The organism is Salinarchaeum chitinilyticum (assembly GCF_055390775.1).
In genome coordinates, this window is record NZ_AP043888.1 from 123,857 (window position 1) to 142,424 (window position 18,568).

Annotated in this window: 19 protein-coding genes, 1 tRNA gene and 1 pseudogene; 8 read left to right on the forward strand and 13 right to left on the reverse strand. The window is 64.7% G+C overall.

Annotated elements, in window-relative coordinates:
- Positions 1-29: 29 nt before the first annotated feature.
- Positions 30-1,358, reverse strand: coding sequence for a metallophosphoesterase (locus ACZ5KP_RS00615; protein WP_460918906.1), 1,329 nt, complete (start codon positions 1,356-1,358; stop codon positions 30-32).
- A 185-nt stretch (positions 1,359-1,543) separates the two neighbouring features.
- On the opposite strand from ACZ5KP_RS00615, the gene ACZ5KP_RS00620 reads away from it, so the two are divergent.
- A complete protein-coding gene (locus ACZ5KP_RS00620) occupies positions 1,544-2,041 on the forward strand; it encodes a DUF1269 domain-containing protein (RefSeq protein ID WP_460918907.1) in 498 nt (165 codons plus the stop codon).
- A gap of 158 nt (positions 2,042-2,199) precedes the next feature.
- Positions 2,200-2,334 (forward strand): annotated as a pseudogene (locus ACZ5KP_RS00625) (TIGR00341 family protein); the annotation flags it as partial.
- A gap of 22 nt (positions 2,335-2,356) precedes the next feature.
- On the opposite strand, the gene ACZ5KP_RS00630 reads toward ACZ5KP_RS00625, so the two are convergent.
- Positions 2,357-2,830, reverse strand: a complete 474-nt coding sequence (locus tag ACZ5KP_RS00630; protein WP_460918908.1) for a transporter — start codon at positions 2,828-2,830, stop codon at positions 2,357-2,359.
- A gap of 116 nt (positions 2,831-2,946) precedes the next feature.
- Complete coding sequence (locus tag ACZ5KP_RS00635; RefSeq protein WP_460918909.1) at positions 2,947-3,696, reverse strand: hypothetical protein; 750 nt, start codon at positions 3,694-3,696, stop codon at positions 2,947-2,949.
- A gap of 261 nt (positions 3,697-3,957) precedes the next feature.
- Here ACZ5KP_RS00635 and ACZ5KP_RS00640 point away from each other — a divergent pair, with 261 nt between their 5' ends.
- From ACZ5KP_RS00640 to ACZ5KP_RS00650, 3 genes are all read left to right on the forward strand, one after another.
- Positions 3,958-4,620, forward strand: coding sequence for a helix-turn-helix domain-containing protein (locus ACZ5KP_RS00640; protein WP_460918910.1), 663 nt, complete (start codon positions 3,958-3,960; stop codon positions 4,618-4,620).
- 139 nt (positions 4,621-4,759) lie between these two features.
- Complete coding sequence (locus tag ACZ5KP_RS00645) at positions 4,760-5,074, forward strand: DUF7521 family protein (RefSeq protein WP_460918911.1); 315 nt, start codon at positions 4,760-4,762, stop codon at positions 5,072-5,074.
- 90 nt (positions 5,075-5,164) lie between these two features.
- Positions 5,165-6,451, forward strand: a complete 1,287-nt coding sequence (locus ACZ5KP_RS00650) for an O-acetylhomoserine aminocarboxypropyltransferase/cysteine synthase family protein (protein WP_460918912.1) — start codon at positions 5,165-5,167, stop codon at positions 6,449-6,451.
- 56 nt (positions 6,452-6,507) lie between these two features.
- On the opposite strand, the gene ACZ5KP_RS00655 is transcribed toward ACZ5KP_RS00650, so the two are convergent.
- The 4 genes from ACZ5KP_RS00655 to ACZ5KP_RS00670 form a co-directional block, all read right to left on the reverse strand.
- Positions 6,508-6,813: a cupin domain-containing protein gene (locus ACZ5KP_RS00655; protein ID WP_460918913.1), complete on the reverse strand. Its 306-nt coding sequence runs from the start codon at positions 6,811-6,813 to the stop codon at positions 6,508-6,510.
- A complete protein-coding gene (locus ACZ5KP_RS00660) occupies positions 6,810-7,037 on the reverse strand; it encodes a DUF2249 domain-containing protein (RefSeq protein ID WP_460918914.1) in 228 nt (75 codons plus the stop codon). The genes ACZ5KP_RS00655 and ACZ5KP_RS00660 overlap by 4 nt, the downstream gene beginning before the upstream one ends.
- Positions 7,038-7,169: 132 nt before the next feature.
- Entirely contained in the window at positions 7,170-7,436 is a 267-nt protein-coding gene (locus ACZ5KP_RS00665; RefSeq protein ID WP_460918915.1) for a glutaredoxin family protein, read from the reverse strand.
- 69 nt (positions 7,437-7,505) lie between these two features.
- A complete protein-coding gene (locus ACZ5KP_RS00670; protein WP_460918916.1) occupies positions 7,506-8,270 on the reverse strand; it encodes a creatininase family protein in 765 nt (254 codons plus the stop codon).
- A 122-nt stretch (positions 8,271-8,392) separates the two neighbouring features.
- Here ACZ5KP_RS00670 and ACZ5KP_RS00675 point away from each other — a divergent pair, with 122 nt between their 5' ends.
- The gene (locus tag ACZ5KP_RS00675) at positions 8,393-9,979 is read left to right on the forward strand and encodes a sensor histidine kinase (protein ID WP_460918917.1); all 1,587 of its coding nucleotides are present in this window, start codon (positions 8,393-8,395) and stop codon (positions 9,977-9,979) included.
- Between the two features lie 313 nt (positions 9,980-10,292).
- Here the strand turns inward: ACZ5KP_RS00675 and ACZ5KP_RS00680 are convergent, their stop codons facing one another.
- Both ACZ5KP_RS00680 and ACZ5KP_RS00685 read right to left on the reverse strand, forming a co-directional pair.
- Positions 10,293-12,266 carry an ABC transporter ATP-binding protein gene (locus ACZ5KP_RS00680; protein ID WP_460918918.1) on the reverse strand — a complete coding sequence of 658 codons (1,974 nt, stop codon included), beginning with the start codon at positions 12,264-12,266 and terminating at the stop codon, positions 10,293-10,295.
- A 35-nt stretch (positions 12,267-12,301) separates the two neighbouring features.
- Positions 12,302-12,820 carry a DUF192 domain-containing protein gene (locus ACZ5KP_RS00685; RefSeq protein WP_460918919.1) on the reverse strand — a complete coding sequence of 173 codons (519 nt, stop codon included), beginning with the start codon at positions 12,818-12,820 and terminating at the stop codon, positions 12,302-12,304.
- A 63-nt stretch (positions 12,821-12,883) separates the two neighbouring features.
- Between ACZ5KP_RS00685 and ACZ5KP_RS00690 the strand changes: the two genes are divergently transcribed.
- Together ACZ5KP_RS00690 and ACZ5KP_RS00695 are read left to right on the forward strand one after the other, a co-directional pair.
- Positions 12,884-12,957 (forward strand) — tRNA-Val (locus ACZ5KP_RS00690).
- A gap of 138 nt (positions 12,958-13,095) precedes the next feature.
- Positions 13,096-13,293, forward strand: coding sequence for a hypothetical protein (locus tag ACZ5KP_RS00695; protein WP_460918920.1), 198 nt, complete (start codon positions 13,096-13,098; stop codon positions 13,291-13,293).
- 88 nt (positions 13,294-13,381) lie between these two features.
- Here ACZ5KP_RS00695 and ACZ5KP_RS00700 read toward each other — a convergent pair whose 3' ends face one another.
- The 4 genes from ACZ5KP_RS00700 to ACZ5KP_RS00715 all read right to left on the reverse strand — a co-directional run bounded on the left by ACZ5KP_RS00700 (position 13,382) and on the right by ACZ5KP_RS00715 (position 18,556).
- Entirely contained in the window at positions 13,382-15,304 is a 1,923-nt protein-coding gene (locus ACZ5KP_RS00700; RefSeq protein WP_460918921.1) for a right-handed parallel beta-helix repeat-containing protein, read from the reverse strand.
- A complete protein-coding gene (locus tag ACZ5KP_RS00705) occupies positions 15,279-15,722 on the reverse strand; it encodes a hypothetical protein (protein ID WP_460918922.1) in 444 nt (147 codons plus the stop codon). Before ACZ5KP_RS00705 ends, ACZ5KP_RS00700 begins: the two co-directional genes overlap by 26 nt.
- 114 nt (positions 15,723-15,836) lie before the next feature.
- Positions 15,837-16,931, reverse strand: coding sequence for a TrmB family transcriptional regulator (locus ACZ5KP_RS00710; RefSeq protein ID WP_460918923.1), 1,095 nt, complete (start codon positions 16,929-16,931; stop codon positions 15,837-15,839).
- Between the two features lie 197 nt (positions 16,932-17,128).
- The gene (locus tag ACZ5KP_RS00715) at positions 17,129-18,556 is read right to left on the reverse strand and encodes a sulfatase family protein (RefSeq protein WP_460918924.1); all 1,428 of its coding nucleotides are present in this window, start codon (positions 18,554-18,556) and stop codon (positions 17,129-17,131) included.
- Positions 18,557-18,568: the final 12 nt, after the last annotated feature.

Here is an 18,568-nt window from a genome sequence, read left to right on the forward strand (position 1 = left end):
AAGGCGCCGTTTCACTGGATTCCGATCCGCTACCGATCCGCGGCGTCGGATTCCTCCAGGTCCGAGGCTTGCTCCCGGGACGGGCTGACGATCGTTTCTCGGGGGATCGCCGACCGGCGTTTCGGGGATCGCGTGATGAGACGCTGGAGGAGCGTCTCATCGTCCGGATCGGGCTTGTCGATCACGTCGTACTCGACGCGAACGCCGTCGTTCGCCGCCGTGACCCGGACGTAGTTGAGCTGGTACGAAGTGTAGTAGACCGGCGGGAGGATGCCGACGAGCACCTCGACCCGGTGGAGGCGTTTGAGCCACGTCCCCGTGTTGACGACGAGCCGATCGTCGATCTCGGTCACGGCGGGGCGGTGCGTGTGCCCGTAGACGTACACGGCAACCGCGGAATCCTCTGCGAACACTTCCCTGGCCCGGTCGTGATACTTCGCCACCGGATCGCGGTCGCGCGGAGGACGGACCAGGCCGAAGCGTCGGAGCGTCGTACGAACGTCGCGAGCGAACAAGTACAGCGGGATCGAGACGGCGATCAACAGTCCGACGAGGACCAGGTTCGCAGCGAAGAAGAGGTCCACCAGCCGTCCGATGGGGCCGAAATCCGCGAGGAGTGACTGGAAGGTATCCAGTGGGAACGACCAGAGCCCCAGGGAGTCGAGCAAGTAGACCACTACGTACGCCAGTCCGAGGTTGAACAGCAGGAGGAACGGCACCGACGCGTATCGGAGCCACGGACTCATCTCGCGGTAGAAGTAGTTCGAGATCATCCAGTCGGGGATCTGCGTCATCGGTGTCACCGCCTGGATGTCCTTGAGCCAGTTGTACTTCCCGCGACCGGAGATCCGTCCCGCACGGCTCGTTATCTGGCGGTTCACGAAGTACCCCGGCGGGTTCGCGTACGGGTTCCCGAAGTCGGGGATGCGGTTGTTTGGATCTTCCTGCATCCCGTGCTCGACGTGGATCGCGTACTCGCCGACGTCGCGCTCGATCGCCGTCGTCTGCTCCAGGGTGACGTTGTACTCGGCGAGGAGATCGACGTACTCGGGATACGCTGCCAGTTCGTAGTCGTGATTGCCCGGGATGAGGGTGATCTGCACCTCCTCGCCCGTCGCTCGAAGCTGCTCGAACAGTTCGGGATAGCGATCGACCAGCTCGTCGAACTTCGCGAGTCCCTCGACTTCGGTGAACTCCCAGAGCCCGAACGCGTCGCCGTTGACGATCAGCTCGGCGTCTTCGTCGCTCCGCTCCAGCTCGCGCAGGAAGGTCAGGAACTCCTCGAGGAAGTCAACCATTTCGAGTTGCTCGTCGCCGCCAATGTGGAGGTCGCTGACGAGATAGTACGTCTCGGCCATCGATCGTTCGAGTGACGGTCCGGAGCGTTCTCAGTACCACGGGCATATCGATCACGTCGGCGATCCAACGCTCGACGTTCCGCTCGGTCCGCGAGATACGTCCGGCGTACCGTGGCGTTGTGCGTCGGATTACTGGGGCACGAGAGTGGCTAACAAAGACCACAAGCCGCGAACGACGGTCCTGCATGAGTTCACTCGTAGTACTCGCGTTCGAAGACGAGACCGGCGCCGAAGCCATGCGCGAACGCATGTTCGACTTCCAGAAGCGCGAGCTCATCACGCTGGAGGACGCCGCGGTGGTCGTTCGGAACGAAGACGGAAAGACGCACGTGAAACAGGCCCACAGCCTCGTCGGATCAGGTGCACTCGGCGGGGGTTTCTGGGGACTACTCATCGGAATCATCTTCTGGATGCCCTGGCTGGGAATGGCGATCGGCGCAGTGACCGGTGCCCTCTCTGGGAAGTTCACCGACATCGGGATCGACGACGAGTTCATCGAGGAAGTGGAGGAGAAGGTCGAGCCGGGCACCTCCGCGCTCTTCCTGCTCGCGCGTGACGTCCGACTCGAGCGCATCGAACAGGAGCTCGACGACGTCGACTTCGAGATCATCGAGACGAACCTCTCACCCGAGGACGAGACGCAGCTCCGCGAAGCACTCGCGGCCCAGCAGGTCGCAGGCTAAGTCGGTCAGTGCGGGTCGTCGGGATATTCGCGACTGCGATCGGTCCGCCGGACAGTAACGGACGCGTGTGCCGTCCGTCGTCGAATCGCTGACCAGCCACGGCCGACACAGGAAGTGGCGTCATACGCGGGCGACGCTGTCAGAGACCATCCGAGACAATGCGCTTCGTTCAAGTCCTGATTCCCGAGGGCCAGCGTTCGAACGTACTCGATGCGCTCGACGAAGACGGGATCGATTACGCGGTGTTCGACGAGGTCGGGCGTGGAGACTTCGAGGCGATGTCCAGGTTCCCGCCCCGCCGAGCACGCCAGCCACTCAGACGCCGATACCAGCCGAGAGCATGCCGCCGATCGTCAGGACCGCGACGCCACAGAGTGCCCCGACGCGGAACCACGGCAGCGCATCGCGAGACGGTTCCCGGAGCTTCCCGGCCTCGAGGCCGTCGGAGAGCTTGCTGGACCCGATCTCGACGGTCGCGATCACGCCGAGCCAGAGGACGATCATCGTGAGTAGCAGGTGGCCGCGACCGCTACTGGTCAGGGGTTCCGCACTGATCTCCCCGCCCAGCGTGACGTGATAGAGGACGTGTCCGCCGGTCGCGAGCATCACCAGCGCTGCCACTCGCGAAAGCGTCAGCACTCGATCGACGATCGTCGCCAGCGGTTGTGGATCGATCTCGGCGTCGCGGCCGAGTGGAAGCACGCCGAGCGCGACGAAGACGACGCTACCGATCCAGAGCCCACCGAAGAGTACGTGCAGGACAGTCGCAACCGAGTCCAGTGTCGACATGCGCGGGACTGGCTGGCGATGCAGCAAAGCAGTGACGATCGGGACTCGAACTGACGATCAAGTAGTTACTGAAATGTTGAACGGAAGCCGACGGCAACGGACGTGCCGCGCTTGGCTCACTCGGCGCAGGACGGACACACGAGCGCGACGCTCCCCTCGTCTTCGAGGATCGTGGTGTGGAGAACGCTGACCGGATGAGAACGGCCACAGACGGCGCAGTCGCTCGTGGGGTCCGCGGTGAGCGACTCGGGGACGCCGTCGCCGGTGCTCTCCGAGGGTGCAGTCCCGGACCCGTCGGCAGTCGCAGTGGACCCCATGCCGTCGGTGACCCCGGCGACGCCGTGGTCCACGCCGTGTTCGAGTTCCTGGAAGGCGTCCTGGGTCATCTCCTCGAGCACCTCCGCGGCGAGATCTCGCACGACGCTGTCGGCGTGTTCGGTGTCGAGGATCGACTCGACGGCAGGCGAGGGGTCCTGTCGCGTCTCCTCGAGGCCGTCGACGTACTCGTCGAAACTGACGGAATCGTCCCCGGAGCGCTCCAGAGACGCCTCGTCGACGCCGACGTCGATCGACCGATCGGCGGGCGGCTCGTCGTCGGTATCCGTTGGGGTATCGGTGACTGGCGGCGCCGACGAACTGGACGCGGCCGATTCGCCGGGATCCTCGTCCATACGCTGCTCGGGAGCGGCCGCCAACGGGTCTCGTGCCTCGTCCGCGACGTCGAGGACCACGCTGAGGGCTTCCTGGAAACTCGCGGGTTCGTAGCCGCGCTCGGCGACGAACAGTCGTTCGACGCGGTCGCGCAGTGGGGCGGGGACCCGTGGCTCGGAGTACTCGGTCGCTGCCGCTGGGTCCTCCCCGTTCATGGTGTGGTATCGGGACTCCACCCTAATAAATTGAAGTGTTCAATGCGGGAACCCAAGCGTGGGGATCGCTCACAGTTGCGTCCTCGCCTCTCCCGGACCGTTGCTCTGTCCGTCGGCGTTGCTATTCCCCGATCGTTGCCAGATCCCCGGAGTGGTGCTCGGTCCGCTGGCCGTCGTTCGACGGAGTCGATTTCTCAGGCCGTGGGAATCGCACCCGATCATACAAGGCTGTACGTCGTACTATCTCACAGAGATCGCTCCATGACGCACGCAGAACTCACCGTTACGCTCCCGGACGGGACGTGGATCAAGGACGTGTCCACGGCCCATCCGGACGCCCAGTTCCGGGTCCTCGCTGCCCTTCCGGGAGGCGACGCAGGGTTCGGTCTCGTCGAACTCACGGCAGACGACCCCAGACCGGTCCTCGCCGACATGGAGGACCACGAGGCGATCAGCCGCCTCGAACTGCTCCAGGCTGGCGAGGACCGTGCGATGATCCAGTTCGAGACCACGCAGCCGCTGTTGCTCTTCTCGGCGCGTGAGTCCAGAATGCCGATCGAGCTCCCGATCGAGATCGTCGACGGTACCACGACGCTCGAGCTGACGGCCTCCCGGGACCGCCTCTCCGAGCTCGGACGGCAGTTCGACGCGTTCGGCCTCGAGTTCGACGTCGAGTACGTCAGCCCCCGAGCAGACTCCGAGCGGCTCCTGACAGATCGGCAGCGCGAACTCATCACGACGGCGATCGAGATGGGCTACTACGACACGCCGCGAGAGTCCTCCATGACGGAGCTCGCTGACGCGCTCGACATCGCGAAGTCCACCTGCTCGGAGACGCTCCACCGCGCCGAGGAGAAAGTGATCAAGCGCTTCGCCGACGAGCAACTGCGGTCGCCGACGCCGGCCACGGTCGAGACGCAGTGACCATGATTCGGTCTCACTCCACGGCCGGTTCCAGCCAGCCGAGAATCGAGCGGTCGATTGATTACCGATTGCCCCGTCTCTCCGGTAGAGTCGCCATGCACGATCGGTCCACCGCAACCAGCAGCAGGAGGTAGTACGAATGGACGCCCTCACTAGCGCAGTCGTCGCCGCGAACACCGTGACGCTCGTCTTCGGGAGTGCCATCGTTTTCCTGGCCTATCGAGCGTACACGAGAACCGGCTCACGCGCGCTGCGTGCGCTCAGCGCAGGTCTCGGGCTCGTGACCCTGGGGACGCTGTTCGGCGGATCGCTCCACCAGCTGACCGCCGCGTCGCTCCTCCAGAGTATCGCCGTCCAGAGCACCTTCACGGCGCTCGGATTCGTCGTCCTCGCCTACTCGCTGTTCGTCGAACGCGCACAGAGCGCGACGATCGTCTCCTCGACCACGGACTGACTCCGGGGAGTCCCGGGCTACCGGAAAGGGTGGTTCGTCGGCTCGTTCCGCACAACCTTCTTGCACAGCCCCCGAGAACCACTACTCGGTATGTCAGACGACGATCTGGGCTTCCACACGCGAAGCCTGCACGCCGGACAGGAGGCGGACCCGACGACTGGCGCCCGTGCGCCGCCGATCTACCAGACCACCTCCTACGAGTTCGACGACGCCGAACACGCCGCGTCGCTGTTCGCACTGGAGGAGCCCGGCAACATCTACAGCCGGATCATGAACCCGACCAACGGCGTCCTCGAGCAACGCCTCGCGTCGCTCGAGGGAGGTGTCGGCGCGATCGCCACGTCAAGTGGCATGGCGGCGCTCGACCTCGCGACGTTCACGCTCGCCAGCGAGGGCGACAACGTCGTCACCGCCTCGGCGCTGTACGGCGGCACGTACACGTACTTCACCCACACCGCACCGCGTCGCGGCATCGAGACGCGGTTCGTGGACACCCTGGACTACGACGCCTACGAGGAGGCGATCGACGAGGACACCGCCTACGTCCACCTCGAGACGATCGGCAATCCGGCGCTCGTCACGCCCGACCTCGAGCGGATCGCCGACATCGCCCACGAGAACGGCGCGCCGCTGTTCGTCGACAACACGTTCGCGACGCCCTATCTCTGCAACCCGCTCGATCACGGCGCCGACCTCGTCTGGCACTCGACCACGAAGTGGATCCACGGCGCCGGCTCGACGATCGGCGGCGTCCTGATCGACGGCGGGAGCTTCGACTGGACCGCCGAGGACTACCCGGAGATCGCGGGCGACAATCCGGCCTATCACGGCGTGAACTTCAACGAGCGATTCGGCGAACTCGCTTTCAGCATGACCGCCCGGGCCCGCGCGCTCCGAGACCTCGGCAATCAGCAGGCTCCCTTCGACGCGTGGGTGACGACACAGAAGCTCGAGACGCTGCCACTCCGGATGGAACGCCACTGCGAGAACGCGATGGCCGTCGCCGAGCACCTCGCCGACCATCCCGCGGTCGAGTGGGTCACCTATCCCGGTCTCGAGGATCACGAGACGCACGACGCGGCCTCGGAGTATCTCGACGGCGGTTACGGCGGCATGATCTGCTTCGGGCTCGAGGGCGGGTACGACGCCGCACGGACGACAGTCGAGTCGACGGAGCTGGCGAGCCTCCTCGCCAACGTCGGCGACGCGAAGACGCTGATCATCCACCCCGCCTCGACGACGCACCAGCAGCTGACGGACGAAGAGCAACTCGCGAGCGGCGTCACCGACGACCTCGTCCGGCTCTCCGTCGGACTCGAGGACGTCGACGACGTGATCGCCGACCTCGATCAGGCGATCGAAACGGCGACCGAGTAACGCAGCCGAACGGCGAAACGATTCCGCCCGAGGGGACTCCGACTCCGTGGAAGAAACTACGATTCCGCCCGGGGAGCGAGCACGAGCAATGCGGTGCTGTCTTCCTTCGCCAGCGGTGCGATATCCCGCTTCCCGTCGAACCTGGCGACGTCCCCCGGCTCCAGTACGTGAGTCGTGTCGTCCAGCGTAACGTCAATCGAGCCGCTGAGCAGGTGGAAGACGATCTGTCGATCCGGGTGACTGTGCGCCGCGATCTCGTCACCCGCCGCGAGCGAAAGGCGGATGGTCTTCGGTTCGTCCTCGAACAGCACCGCGTGTGGCTCGGCGTCGAGCTCGTCGAGGGCCACCACCTCCGGCGTCATTCCTTCGGCAGTTCGGCCTCGAACTCGTTCGGCCCCGTCTTCTCGACGGCGTACTCGTCCGCGTCGAACCCATCGACCTCGGCCTGGAACTCGTAGAAGAGGGGCTTGGGCTCGTGATCGTTGACGATCGTCAGCGTCTCACCCGAGTCCATCTCGTCGAACGCCTCGTGGATCAGTGGATGTCGTTCGGGCGGTGGCACCTCGCGGATATCCAGTCGTGGCATACGATTGTGCGTCGGTTCGCGGACGTCCTTCGACTTCTCCCGAACCGATTCGGTCGTTCAGCGACGTCGGCCGATCGGGAGGGCGGCTGCAGCTGATACGATGCGAGTGAGCCTCCGAGAGACGACGATTGGCTACGTCTGCTCCTCGGCGAGCGCGCGGAGCTTGCTCCGCGCTGCGACGGCGTCGACGCCGTACTTGAACGCGGGCCGATCGTCGAGGAGCACGTAGGGGACTCGCTCCCCGTACTCCTCCCTGAGCTCCGGATCCTCGTCGACGTCCACGACCGACAGCGAGAGGTCGATGCCTTCCGAATCGGCCACCGACTGGAGCGTGTCGATCGCGTCGTCGCACAGCTCGCAATCCTCGCGCGTGTAGACAGTGGCCGGAACCGGTCGCATGACTGTGCATCCGGTGTCAGAGGGAAAACGGATTTCGATCGACGAACCGTCTCGTCAGGTGACTGCGGGTCAGTCGTCGGCCTGGCCCGGCGGATCGCGCTGCCCGACTGCTTCGAGAAGCACCACGAGCGCCTCGGCCGCGGCCGAAAGGAGCGCGTCGCCTCGATCGGCGTCGGCATCCATCGGATCGCCAACGACGCCACTCTCGGAGAACTCCGCGCTGTCGAATGCGAGATTGACGCCAGCAACCCACTCGCCCCAGCCGTCGCTCGCGCCGGCGACGGCTTCGTCGAGGCGGTCGTCGCGAACCAGCTCCGGTGCGACGTGCCGGAGCATGGACGTCTCCACCGGTCCAGCGTGACCCATGTCGGGCGCGTCGACGGAGTCGAACCAGGTGAACGGGACCGCGTAGGCGTCGCCGTCACGAGAGAGTCGCCCCGCGACTTCCCGCAACGCGTCGACGTTCCCGCCGTGGCCGTTGACGAAGACGATCCGATCGAAGCCGTGGTGGGCGAGACTCTTGGCGGCGTCGCGAACGTAGGACCGAAAGGTGTCTTCGCCGACCCACATCGTCCCGTCGAACTGACGGTGCTCCTCAGCGACACCGAACGGTATCGCGGGAGCGACGACGATCTCGTTTCCACCAGCTGTATCCTCACCGTTTTCCTCCTGGCCGAAGCGTTCGGCGCCCGCAGCCGCGACGGCTTCCGCGGCGAGCGTGTCCGTCGAGAGCGGGGCGTGCGGGCCGTGCTGCTCGGTGCTACCGACGGGAAGGACGGCGAGCTCCGTCTCGAGGGCCCTGACGTCTGTCCAGGCTGCCTCCGCGAGGTGCATGGCCGACGGATCGATCCCGATCGCCTTCAACCCCGACGGTCGCGATAGCGCGATCGCCCGGAACTGCAGTGTGCGGGACGGTTCCCCGACACTTATTGTGTGGCTCGTTCGAGCCGTCTGTCATGAGCGATTCCCGACCCGGGATACGCCTCAGTGGGTTCGGGCTCGCGCTGCTGGCGTTCGGGCTGACTCGCTTCCTCGTCGCCGGTGCAATCCAGGCCGAGGTCGACACGTTCGTGTTCGCCATCCTGGTCCCACTCTCCGCGGGGCTGGGCCTCACCGTCTTCGGCGTCGCTATCGGCGTCGGTGCAGTCTCGCACGCCTACGCCAGGACGGTCTGGCGCTGGACGGCCCTGGGAACGTTCGCGATGGTCCTCGTGCTCTTCTCGACCGCGCTGAACACCGTGCTCCAGGGCGAACCGCTCGACCAGCTCTGGGAGCAGTCCGGGATCGTGATCGCGAACGTACTGCTGGGCGGAGCGATCCTCGGCGCGATCGTCGGCGATCGGAGCGCCAAGAACAGACGGACCAACGAACAGCTCATCCAGTACGCCGAACGTGCGATGCTCGTCAACAGGCTGCTCCGCCACGAGATCCTCAACACTGCCTCGATTGTCAGGGGGTACGCCGACGGGCTGGAGGACGACGACGTCGACGGCGCCAGCGACGCACTCCGTGAATCCACCGAGCAGATAGAGCGCACCGTCGATCACGTCACCGAGTTCGCCGCGACCACCGGTGACGTGATCGCGACAGACCTCGGCGACGCGGTAACGGCCGTACTGGAGCAACTGCCAGCGGATGCGGACGTGACCGTCGACGGTACGATTCCGGACGACGCCCTCGTTCGTGCCGACGATCGCGTCGAGTTGCTCGTGGCTGAACTCCTCGAGAACGCGATCGAACACGCCGGTCCGAACGCGAGTGTCGTGCTCGACGTCGCACAGAACGCGCGAACGGTCGAGCTCACCGTTCGTGACGACGGTCCAGGACTGCCCGAGTCCGCGGAGGCGGTCCTCGCCGCACGTTCCCTCCCCGAGTACGACGATCCCTCCCGGGGATACGGCCTCCAGATGGTGCGACTCCTCGTCGAACAGTACGACGGCGCGATCGACGCTGTGGACGAGGACGGCGCCGCGGTGACCGTTTCGTTCCAGCGAACGCGCGAACATTCGACGCCCGCGCTCGCGCTTGGCGTGCCCATCGCCGACCTCGTCCGCGTCTCCGTCGCGGCACTCGTCGCCGGGCTCGCGATGGGCGCGTTCATGGACCAGATTGCCGACGTCATGCCGGTCCTCGGCGCGCTCTACGGCGTCGAGCACTCGCTCGTGGGCTGGGTCACCCACCTGTTCCACAGCGTCCTGTTCGCGCTGTTGTTCGCCGCCGGCTGTACGGTCGCACCGCTGGACGATCTGACCGCCTCGTTCCGTGGCTCGACGCTCGTTGGGCTCGGCTGGGGACTCCTGCTGTGGCTCGTCGCAGCGGGGATCGTCATGCCGATCTGGATGATGGCGGTGGGGCTCGACGCGACGATTCCCCACCTCACGGCGGTCGGCCTGCTGAGCCACACCGTGTGGGGACTCCTGCTCGGAGCGCTGTACGAGCTGCTGCCCAGCGACGACGAGTTCGTTCCGGACATCGGCGACGTCATCCGTGACCGACTACCGGAGCGAGCGAATCGTGCGATCGACGCCGCCGAGGACGACTGAGGAACCGACGAGGGGAGCGGGCCGCTGCCAGTCGGGGCACCCACACCCACCGCTCGCCCAGCCTCTAACCTACTCAACCGCCCACTCACTGCCCACACTCTAACCTACTCACCACCCACTCACCACCCACTCACCGCCCACCCCTCACTCACTAACTCTCTCGGTTCGAGCACCAGCAGCTGCAGTATCCGTTCTGGACCGTTCGATCCAGTCGGTCGATCGTCACCGTCCGTATCCACTCCCCGCCGGCAGAGCTCGAGCGTCCTTCGCAGAAAATCGACCGGCGCACTCGGCGTTCGATCGCCGTCGGTCCTCAATCGTCGTCGTCCGTTTCCACGTCCGTCCGTGCCCGTCGTTCGGCAGCACGCTGGACGAAGGAGTCCGGCAGTTCGTCGATCTCGCCTGCCTGCACGGCCCACAGGTGGGCGTAGAGCCCGTCGCGTGCGAGCAGATCCTCGTGAGTTCCCCGCTCGACGATACCGCCGTCCTCGAAGACGAGAATCTGGTCTGCGTCCTTGATCGTCGAGAGGCGGTGTGCGATCGCGAACGTCGTCCGTTCCGCCGTGAGATCGTCGAGCGACCGCTGGATCAGCATCTCCGTCTCGGTGTCGACGTCGCTCGTGGCCTCGTCGAGGACCAGGATCTTCGGATCCTTGAGCACGGCGCGTGCGATGGCGATCCGCTGGCGCTGGCCGCCGGAGAGTTTGACGCCGCGTTCGCCGACCTCCGTGTCGTAGCCCTCCGGCAGGTTCGTGATGAAGTCGTGTGCCTCCGCAGCCTTGGCGGCCTCGACGACCTCCTCGCGCGAGGCGTCGAACGTACCGTATCGGATGTTGTCCTCGACGCTGCCGTAGAAGAGGTAGGTGTCCTGCTGGACGTAGGCGAGCTGTCGGCGGAGACTCGGGAGGGTGACGTCTCTGACGTCGGTTCCGTCGATCCGGACGGCGCCGTCGTCGACGTCGTAGAGACGGAGGAGGAGTTTCAGGACCGTCGACTTCCCTGCACCCGTCGGTCCGACGAGCGCGACGGTCTCCCCGCCCTCGACGTCGAAGTCGACCGAGTCGAGGATCAGGTCGACCGACTCGTCGTCATCGAGCGTCTTGGGATCGTCGTAGCTGAAACTCACGTTTTCGTACGCGACGGAGCCCTCGGTGACTTCGAGTTCCTTTGCATCGAGAGACTCCTCGACGCGGCCACGCTCGTCCATCAGCCCGAAGACGCGGGCGCTGGAGGCGCGGGCCCGCTGGTACATGTTGATGATCTGCCCGAACTGCGCCATCGGCCAGATGAACCGCTGGGTGAGCAGGATGAACGTGACGAACTCGCCGGTCGAGATGGGCTCCGTGAAGAACCACGGCCCCTGCCCTGGCTCGGAGACGACCCACAGCCCGCCGACGAGGAAGGTGACGACGAAGCCAAAGCCGGCGAGGACTCTGAGGCCGGGGAAGAACTTGATCCGCGTGTCGATCGCGTCCCAGTTCGCGTCGAAGTAGTCCTGGGAGACGTCGTCGACGCGATCGGATTCGTAGGACTCCGTCGTCGAGGCCTTGATCACCGAGATTCCGCCCAGGTTGTTCTCGAGTCGGGAGTTGACGTTCCCGACGGTCGATCGGACCTCGGCGTACTTTGGCTGGATGATCTGGATGAACAGGTAGGTGAATCCGGCGATGAGCGGCACAGGCAGAAGTGCGACCAGCGCGAGCTGCCAGTTGTAGTAGAAGAGGACGCCGGCGATCCCGAGGACCATCACCGAGAGGCGAAAGAGCGAGTTCAGTCCGTCGTTGAGGAACCGTTCGAGCCGATTGACGTCGTTCGAGAGGATCGAGAGCAGTTCGCCGGTCTGCTTGTCGGCGAAGAAGTCCATGTCCAGCCCCTGCATCGCGTCGTAGGTGTCGGTCCGTATCGCGTGCTGGATGTTCTGTGAGAACGCGTTGAACCCCCAGTTCCGCGTCCAGTGAAAGATCGCACCGAAGGAGAAGGTCGCAGCGATCAGTCCGACCGTGAACCAGACCTGCCCCTCCTGGGTTGCAGGAATCCAGCCGTCCGGCACGAGCCAGATCGCAGCGTAGGACTTCTCCTGGCTAAAGATCGCGTCGACGGCGAATCCGAGGAGGATTGGCGGAACGAGGTCGAGGAGTCGAGCGCCGATCGAGGAGACGATGCCCGCGAGAAGATAGCGGAGATTCGGGAACCCGTAGTCGCGGAAGAGGCGCTTCATCGGGTTCTCGACCCGTTCGCGTTGCTCCTCGAACGGGTCGTCGTCCGCGGGTACCGAGCCGGCGCTCATTCGTAACCCCCCTCTGCAGTGGAGGCGTTTTAGACCTACGATTCGAAACAGGTCGACTCGGTGCCATCGACCGTCGTCGAGCCGTACTCGATGCGAACGGGATCGCCTGCTTCGATACCTGCGTCGGAGGCAATGCCGATCGGGACTTCGATCACGTACTGTCCGTACCCCGGATACTCCTGCTCGGATCCGTCCTCGTTTGGCCCCGGTTTCGGAGCTGGATTGACTGACGTCACGCAGCCCTCGGAGTCGACGTAGATAATGTCGATCCCGAAGTCCATCCCTCGCATCACGAAGGTGTGGTTCGTAGCCTGGTCGTAGACGAACAGCATTCCTTCGTCGTCGGCCAGCGAGTCGTGGTTACTCAATCCGAGATACCGTTCGTCGCCGTCGTCGGCAATCTCGAGGTCGATCGTCGCGACGCGTTCCTCCTCGTCGTAGAGGACTGCAGTTCCGTCTGGATCGCTCGGCTCGTAGAGCGTCGCGCCAGCCGCGACCAGACCGGTGACGAACACCAACCCGACGACCAGCGCCAGCACGTAGCGTCGCTGCACGGCGACGGGTTCGTGCCCGGGACAGAAAGGGTTATCTGCGCGGCTCGGCGACGTTTCGGCTACGGGTTCGTGGTCTAGTTGGTTATGACGCGGCCCTTACAAGGCCGAAATCGGTGGTTCAAATCCGCCCGAACCCACTCGGCGTCGCGGACGATTGCAGACTGTGGGACTCCCCGACAGATAGCTCGAATATCCGCTGCCAGGATCGTGGTTCACACGGGCGAGACCGGCACGGAATTGCACTTTTTATCGGACCGATCGGCGACGAGTGCGGCATGGAGCCCTCCCGCGTTTCGATCGACGGAGCGGCCGCAGTCTATCTCTTCGCAGCGTCCGAAGGCGCGTTCATCGGAGCGACGTCGGTCCTGATCCTGTTGCAGACGTTCTCGATGTTCATGGTCCCTGACGCCGTCGTCGGAGCGGTTGGTGGCGTGCTCTTCGCGAGGCGATACATCCGCTCGAACGACGGTTGATTCTACTCCACCCTTCTCCAAACTGGACGGGGTTCGCGGAAAGCTCGAACAGAGATTGGATCCGACGGCACTCGACGGATCCGCGCCTTCATCCCGGTAGCGACGTCTGCGTCACAATGTCGGTCGCTGTCTCGGTTGCCTGCTCGCTAACTTCGTCAGATTCGTCTTCGTCGTCCTGGTCTTCGTCGCCTTCGGCGGGCGCTTCGTCGTCCGTTTCTGCGTCCGATTCGTCATCCGTTTCGGTTTGTGCACCGCCTTCAGAATCTTCGCCTGCGCCGTCTCCAGGCGCTGCGTCTTCTCCGTCACCGGTTTCTGCGTCCGCTTCGTCCTCCTGGGCTTCCTCAGTTTCATCGTCTTCCTCCGCTGTTCCTTCCCCCGCTTCTTCCTCGTCACCGTCGTCGCTCTCTGAATCATCTCCCTCCTCGTCAGTTTCCTCGCCGTCGGTAGTGCCTTCGGTCGCATTGGCTCCGCCACTGCCGTCGGTAGCAGTGCCGTTCTCTCCGGCCTCGAGGTCGTCGCTTTCGGTCGATCCGGTATCGTTCTGACTCCCTTGCTCGACGGTTTCCCCTTCGTCGACGGAATCGTTCCCGTTGCTCGCTGTGACGCCGTCGTCGGTTTCGTCGGGCTGCTCGGTATCGTTTGTATTGTCGTCCGGCTGCTGGGGCTGGTCCGTGGCGTTGCTGGTATCGGACTCGCCTTCGCTCTCGTTCTCCTCGGCAGTGTCATTCTGCTCAGTAGTGTCTGTCTCTTTAGTAGTGTCGTCGGGTGCCTGATCGGTGCGCTGGAGGACGCTGGGATCGTCGAACTCGTTGTCGGTCCCGTCGAACCCCTCGAAATTCGACTCCCCGTTGTCACTGACGGTGAGATCGGTGAACACGTTTCCAGCGACGCCGATTCCGGCCGAGGCGCCGGTCTCGCCGTTGTCGGTGGACGTGAATCCGCTGACGGTGCTATCGAACACGCCTTCGAACAGCGCGAGTCCGTCTTCCGCGTTCCCGGAGGCGGTCGCATCCTGGATCGAAACGCCGCTCGAATCGAGGACGCCGATGCCACTCGCTCCGTTCCCATTGGCGGTGACGGTGGACAGCTGGGCGCTCCCTCCGGAAACGAATATCCCGTGGTGGCCGTTCTCGTTCGAAACGACGTTCTCGAAGGTCGCAGAAGCGGGACCGGCCGGGTTGAGGGCCAGGGTGTCGACGCCGACCTGGACACCGTTCGACCACTCCTCGACTCGCAGGTTTCGCACGGTGACGCCATCGACTGCAGACCCCTCGGGATCGTAGACGTGCACGCCGACGCTCAGCGAGATCCCGTATCCACTGACGACGTGACCGTTGCCTTCGAGCACGACGTCGCTACTCTGGATCGCGATGCAGACGGATCGGACGAGACCGCCCCCGAGGTCGACGGGGGACCCGTACGCCCCATCGAGGTCCTGTGAAAGCTGGTACGTTCCAGGCTCGTCGATGACGGTGCATTCCTCGATCGCGTTGGTGGCGTCGTTCGGTGTCTCTTCGGAACCACCAGCGCCGTCACCGTCGTTCGACGTCCCTGGATCGTCGCCTTGCCCGGCCTGATCACTGTCATTGTTTTCGCCGTCGATCTGCCCGCCGTCCCCGTTTCCAGCTTCGGTGCTGGTGTCTCCGTCACCGTCGGTGGTGGACCCGTCGCCGTCTGTACCGGACTCTGACGAACCGTCCTCGCCGTTCGAGGCATCACCGCCCTCGTTCCCAGATCTGTCTTCCGTAAGCCCCGACTCGTCCGAATCCCCCTCTTCGCCATCCTTTTCAGTTCCCTCGGGCGCTTCGCCGTACCCACCGCTGTCTCCTCCGGAGCTGCCATCTGTTTCTTCGGAACTGCCGTCGTCGTTCACTGGCTCCTCTTTAGCATCCCCCGGCACACCGACCCCGTTCTCGTCGTTGGTGTCGCCTTGTTCTGTATCGTCCAGTTTCGCGTCGTCCTGCTCTGCGTCGCCCTGTTCCGGATCAGTCTGCTCGGAAAACGCCCTCACCGACGTCGTCGACGGCGTCCGTATCCCCGGCAGTGCCCGTCTCGTTCGTCGTTCGATTCACAGCGCTATTCTCTCCCTCACCAGCCATCCCGCCATCCTGGTCGTCGGCTGCAGGAGCGTCCCCGTCGGTTTCTCCGGTTTGATTCGTTGCCTCCGGTGGTGCATCGACGCCACTCGGCACGGCGGTACTATCGGAGGGACCTGTGCCGAGATTTCCACTCCACAGCGTGTACCCGGCAACGCCGAAGAACAGGAGGAGGAATCCGAGAGCAACGAGCACCCGGACCCAGCGAACGGGACCAGGATCTTGCTCCGTCGTGGTGTTGGCCGCCATACGTGCGGCCACATCTGAAACGCCCTTCAGTGTAGTTACGGGCTGGTAGGAGTAGGCGATGCTTCTACTGGAGTACGCTGCCACGTTGTTACCAGTCCGACGAGTGAGTACGGGCCGACTGGGACCGACTGTGAATCCATCGAGGCGACCCGTCAACCCGCCGCCTGCTCGATCCAGTCGAATCACCCCGACGACGGCTTACTCGGAGGCTGGCGCGTCGGCTGCGGTCTCCACGCTCGTCACGACGATCCGTTTCGCCTCGACGTCTTCGAACGTCGCGCTCCAGCCGCCGACGGTGTGGCGCTCCTCGCCGTCGTCGACGACGATCCTGGCGGTTCCCGCCAGCTCCAGCAGCTCCGAATCGAGCGCGGCAGCTGCCTCGGAAACGTACTCGGTGTCGACGACGGTACCGGTGATCGTCACGTCCTGGTCGCTCTCGGTGTCGCGCCCCTCGATCTCCACGTGGACGGTGGCGCCCTCTCGAATCGGCTGGATATACTCGAGGAGGAACTGGCGGACGTCGGCGTAGCGTCGCGGCGTACTGTCGGGCTCCTCGGCGTAAAGCACCGGCCAGGGGAGCCACATGAAGATGAGAAAGTGCCAGAAGAAGACGTACGTGAACGAGCGGTTCTCGAGGATCATCCCGTAATCCTCGATCGCGGCTGGATTCGATGCGAACGCGGTCCGCTGCAGGTCAGTGGTGACGATGAACGGGGAGGGCCGCGGCCGTCGGTGAACGGCGGAACAGACGCCTTCGAAGTCCGACTGGCCGAGCTCCTCGTCGTCGTCCCGGTAGAGGAGCGTCAGATTGACCGACACGCCGCGGCGTTTCGCCTCGGCCAGCTCGTCGCGGAGCTCGTCGTACTGTTCGGGCGTGAGCGTGGCGTGAATCTGGGTCTCGGCCTCCGTGACGAACATTCGAGCGGCCTCGAGCACGGTGTCGAAGCGCTTGACGATACTGACGGTGTGGCTATCGAGCGTCGGCTGCTCGTAGCGGTCTGTGATCTCTTCGGCCGCGTCCTCGAAGCGGTTCGCCCGGCGAGTGAGATTCTCGACGACCGTCTCCGGGTCCGTCGCCCGCGCCTGGAACGTATCCTGCTCGTAGAGCTCGACGTAGCCGAGCTCGTCGAGATCGCGGAGGACGTCGTAAATTCGTGCGTCGGGGACCTCGCTCGATCTGGCGACCTCGGTCGCGGACGCCGTTCCCAGCTCGAGGAGCGTGACGTAGGCGTCGGCCTGGTAGAAGGAGAGGTCCGCTGCCTGGAGGACCTCCGACAGTTCCTCGGTATCCATTACCATCACTGACCATTCCAGTAGGTAAAAAGTATCGAGAGTGGCGAAACTTCAGCCCGCGGATCGATCTCCCTGGGGGCCAATCAGTCCGGCCGTTCGGTGATCGTCTTCGGACATTTCCCCTCGACCGCTCACAAGCGATCGATGGGGGTTGAAATCGGGTACTCGACCGTCGACTGTTGCTCGACCGCCGGCTGTTACTCGACCGTCGGGTACTCGACGGGGCCGTCGAGGAGCGGATCCTCCGTTCTCGCCATCCACTCGAGGAGCTCCTCCCGGAGGCGGTCGATCACGTCGACGTACTCGGGCTCGGGATTCGAGGCAGCGGACCGCTGCTCGAAGGGTGCGCGATCCGACGCGAGATTCGTTTGCTCGTGCGGATCGGCCTCGAGATCGTAGAGTTCCTCGACGGGGCGCTGTTCGACGTAGAACTCCTCGTGGACCGCCCGGCCAGCGGGCGTCGGCACCACGTCCATCGGAACGAAGACGCGGGGAAGCACCGAGAAGTTGCGGACGTACTTGTAGCGGTCGGTGCGGATCGCACGAACCGGATTGTACCGATCGTGCCAGGTCATCTCGCCGAAGATCCGGTCCCGCGGCTCGTAGGACTCGCCCCTGAGGAGCGGCGCGAAGGACTGGCCCGCGACGTCCTCGGGAGGTTCGACGCCGAAGAGGTCCAGCAACGTCGGCGTGACGTCGACGTTGCTGACGAGGTCGTCGTGGACGTCACCGCCATCGAGGACGTCCGGTTGGTAGAGCAGGAGAGCAGTCTCGAGCCCCGCATCGTAACAGGTCCCCTTCGCCCGAGGCATCGCGAGGCCGTGATCGGTCGTGAAGACGAACAACGTCTCCTCGGCGAGTCCGGCGTCCTCAAGTGCGTCTCGGTACTGCCCGATCGCGGGATCCAGCGTGCCTTCGATCAACGACCCGAGATCTGCAGCGTCTTCGCGCACGCCAGGTGCGTCCGGGAGAAACGGAAAGTCGCCGTCGCTCGCCTCGGTGTCGCCGTCGCTCGGCTCGGGATCAGCGTCGCCCGCCCCGGAGTCGGCGTCGGTCGGCTCGAGATCGGCGTCGTCGTAGACGTCGTCGGGGAGGTACTCGCGGCGGAACGGCCGGTGGGGTTCCTCGATCCCGATCGAGACGAAGAACGGCTCGCCCGCACCTGCGTGACCGCCCTCGGCCGCACGCGAGGCGAAGAAATCGTCGACGACGTCGACGAGGTCGAGCGCGCGCTTGGTGTCGTCGTCGACCTCGTCGTACCCGAGCCGTGTGGGATCGTCGGGGACCTCGTGCTGGAAGCCGAGGAGGTGTGTCGAGTAGCCCTCCTCCCGCAAGAACTTCGGGAGTGTCATCCAGTCGTCGTCCAGCGCCCAGCCCATGTGTGCGAGCCCCATGACGCCGTTCTCGTGCGGGTAGGCGCCGGTGATCATGCTGGCCCGGCTGGGCGAACACTGTGGGGCGGTACAGAAGCTGTTCTCCATGCGAACGCCGTCTTCGGCGAGCCGATCGAGGTTGGGGGTCTCGACCGATGCTCCGTAGCAGCCGAGATGCTGTCCGAGGTCGTGGCAGTGGACGAGCACCAGGTTTGGCTGGTCGATCGACCGGGCCCGAGCGTCGTTTTCCATAATCGAACAGGT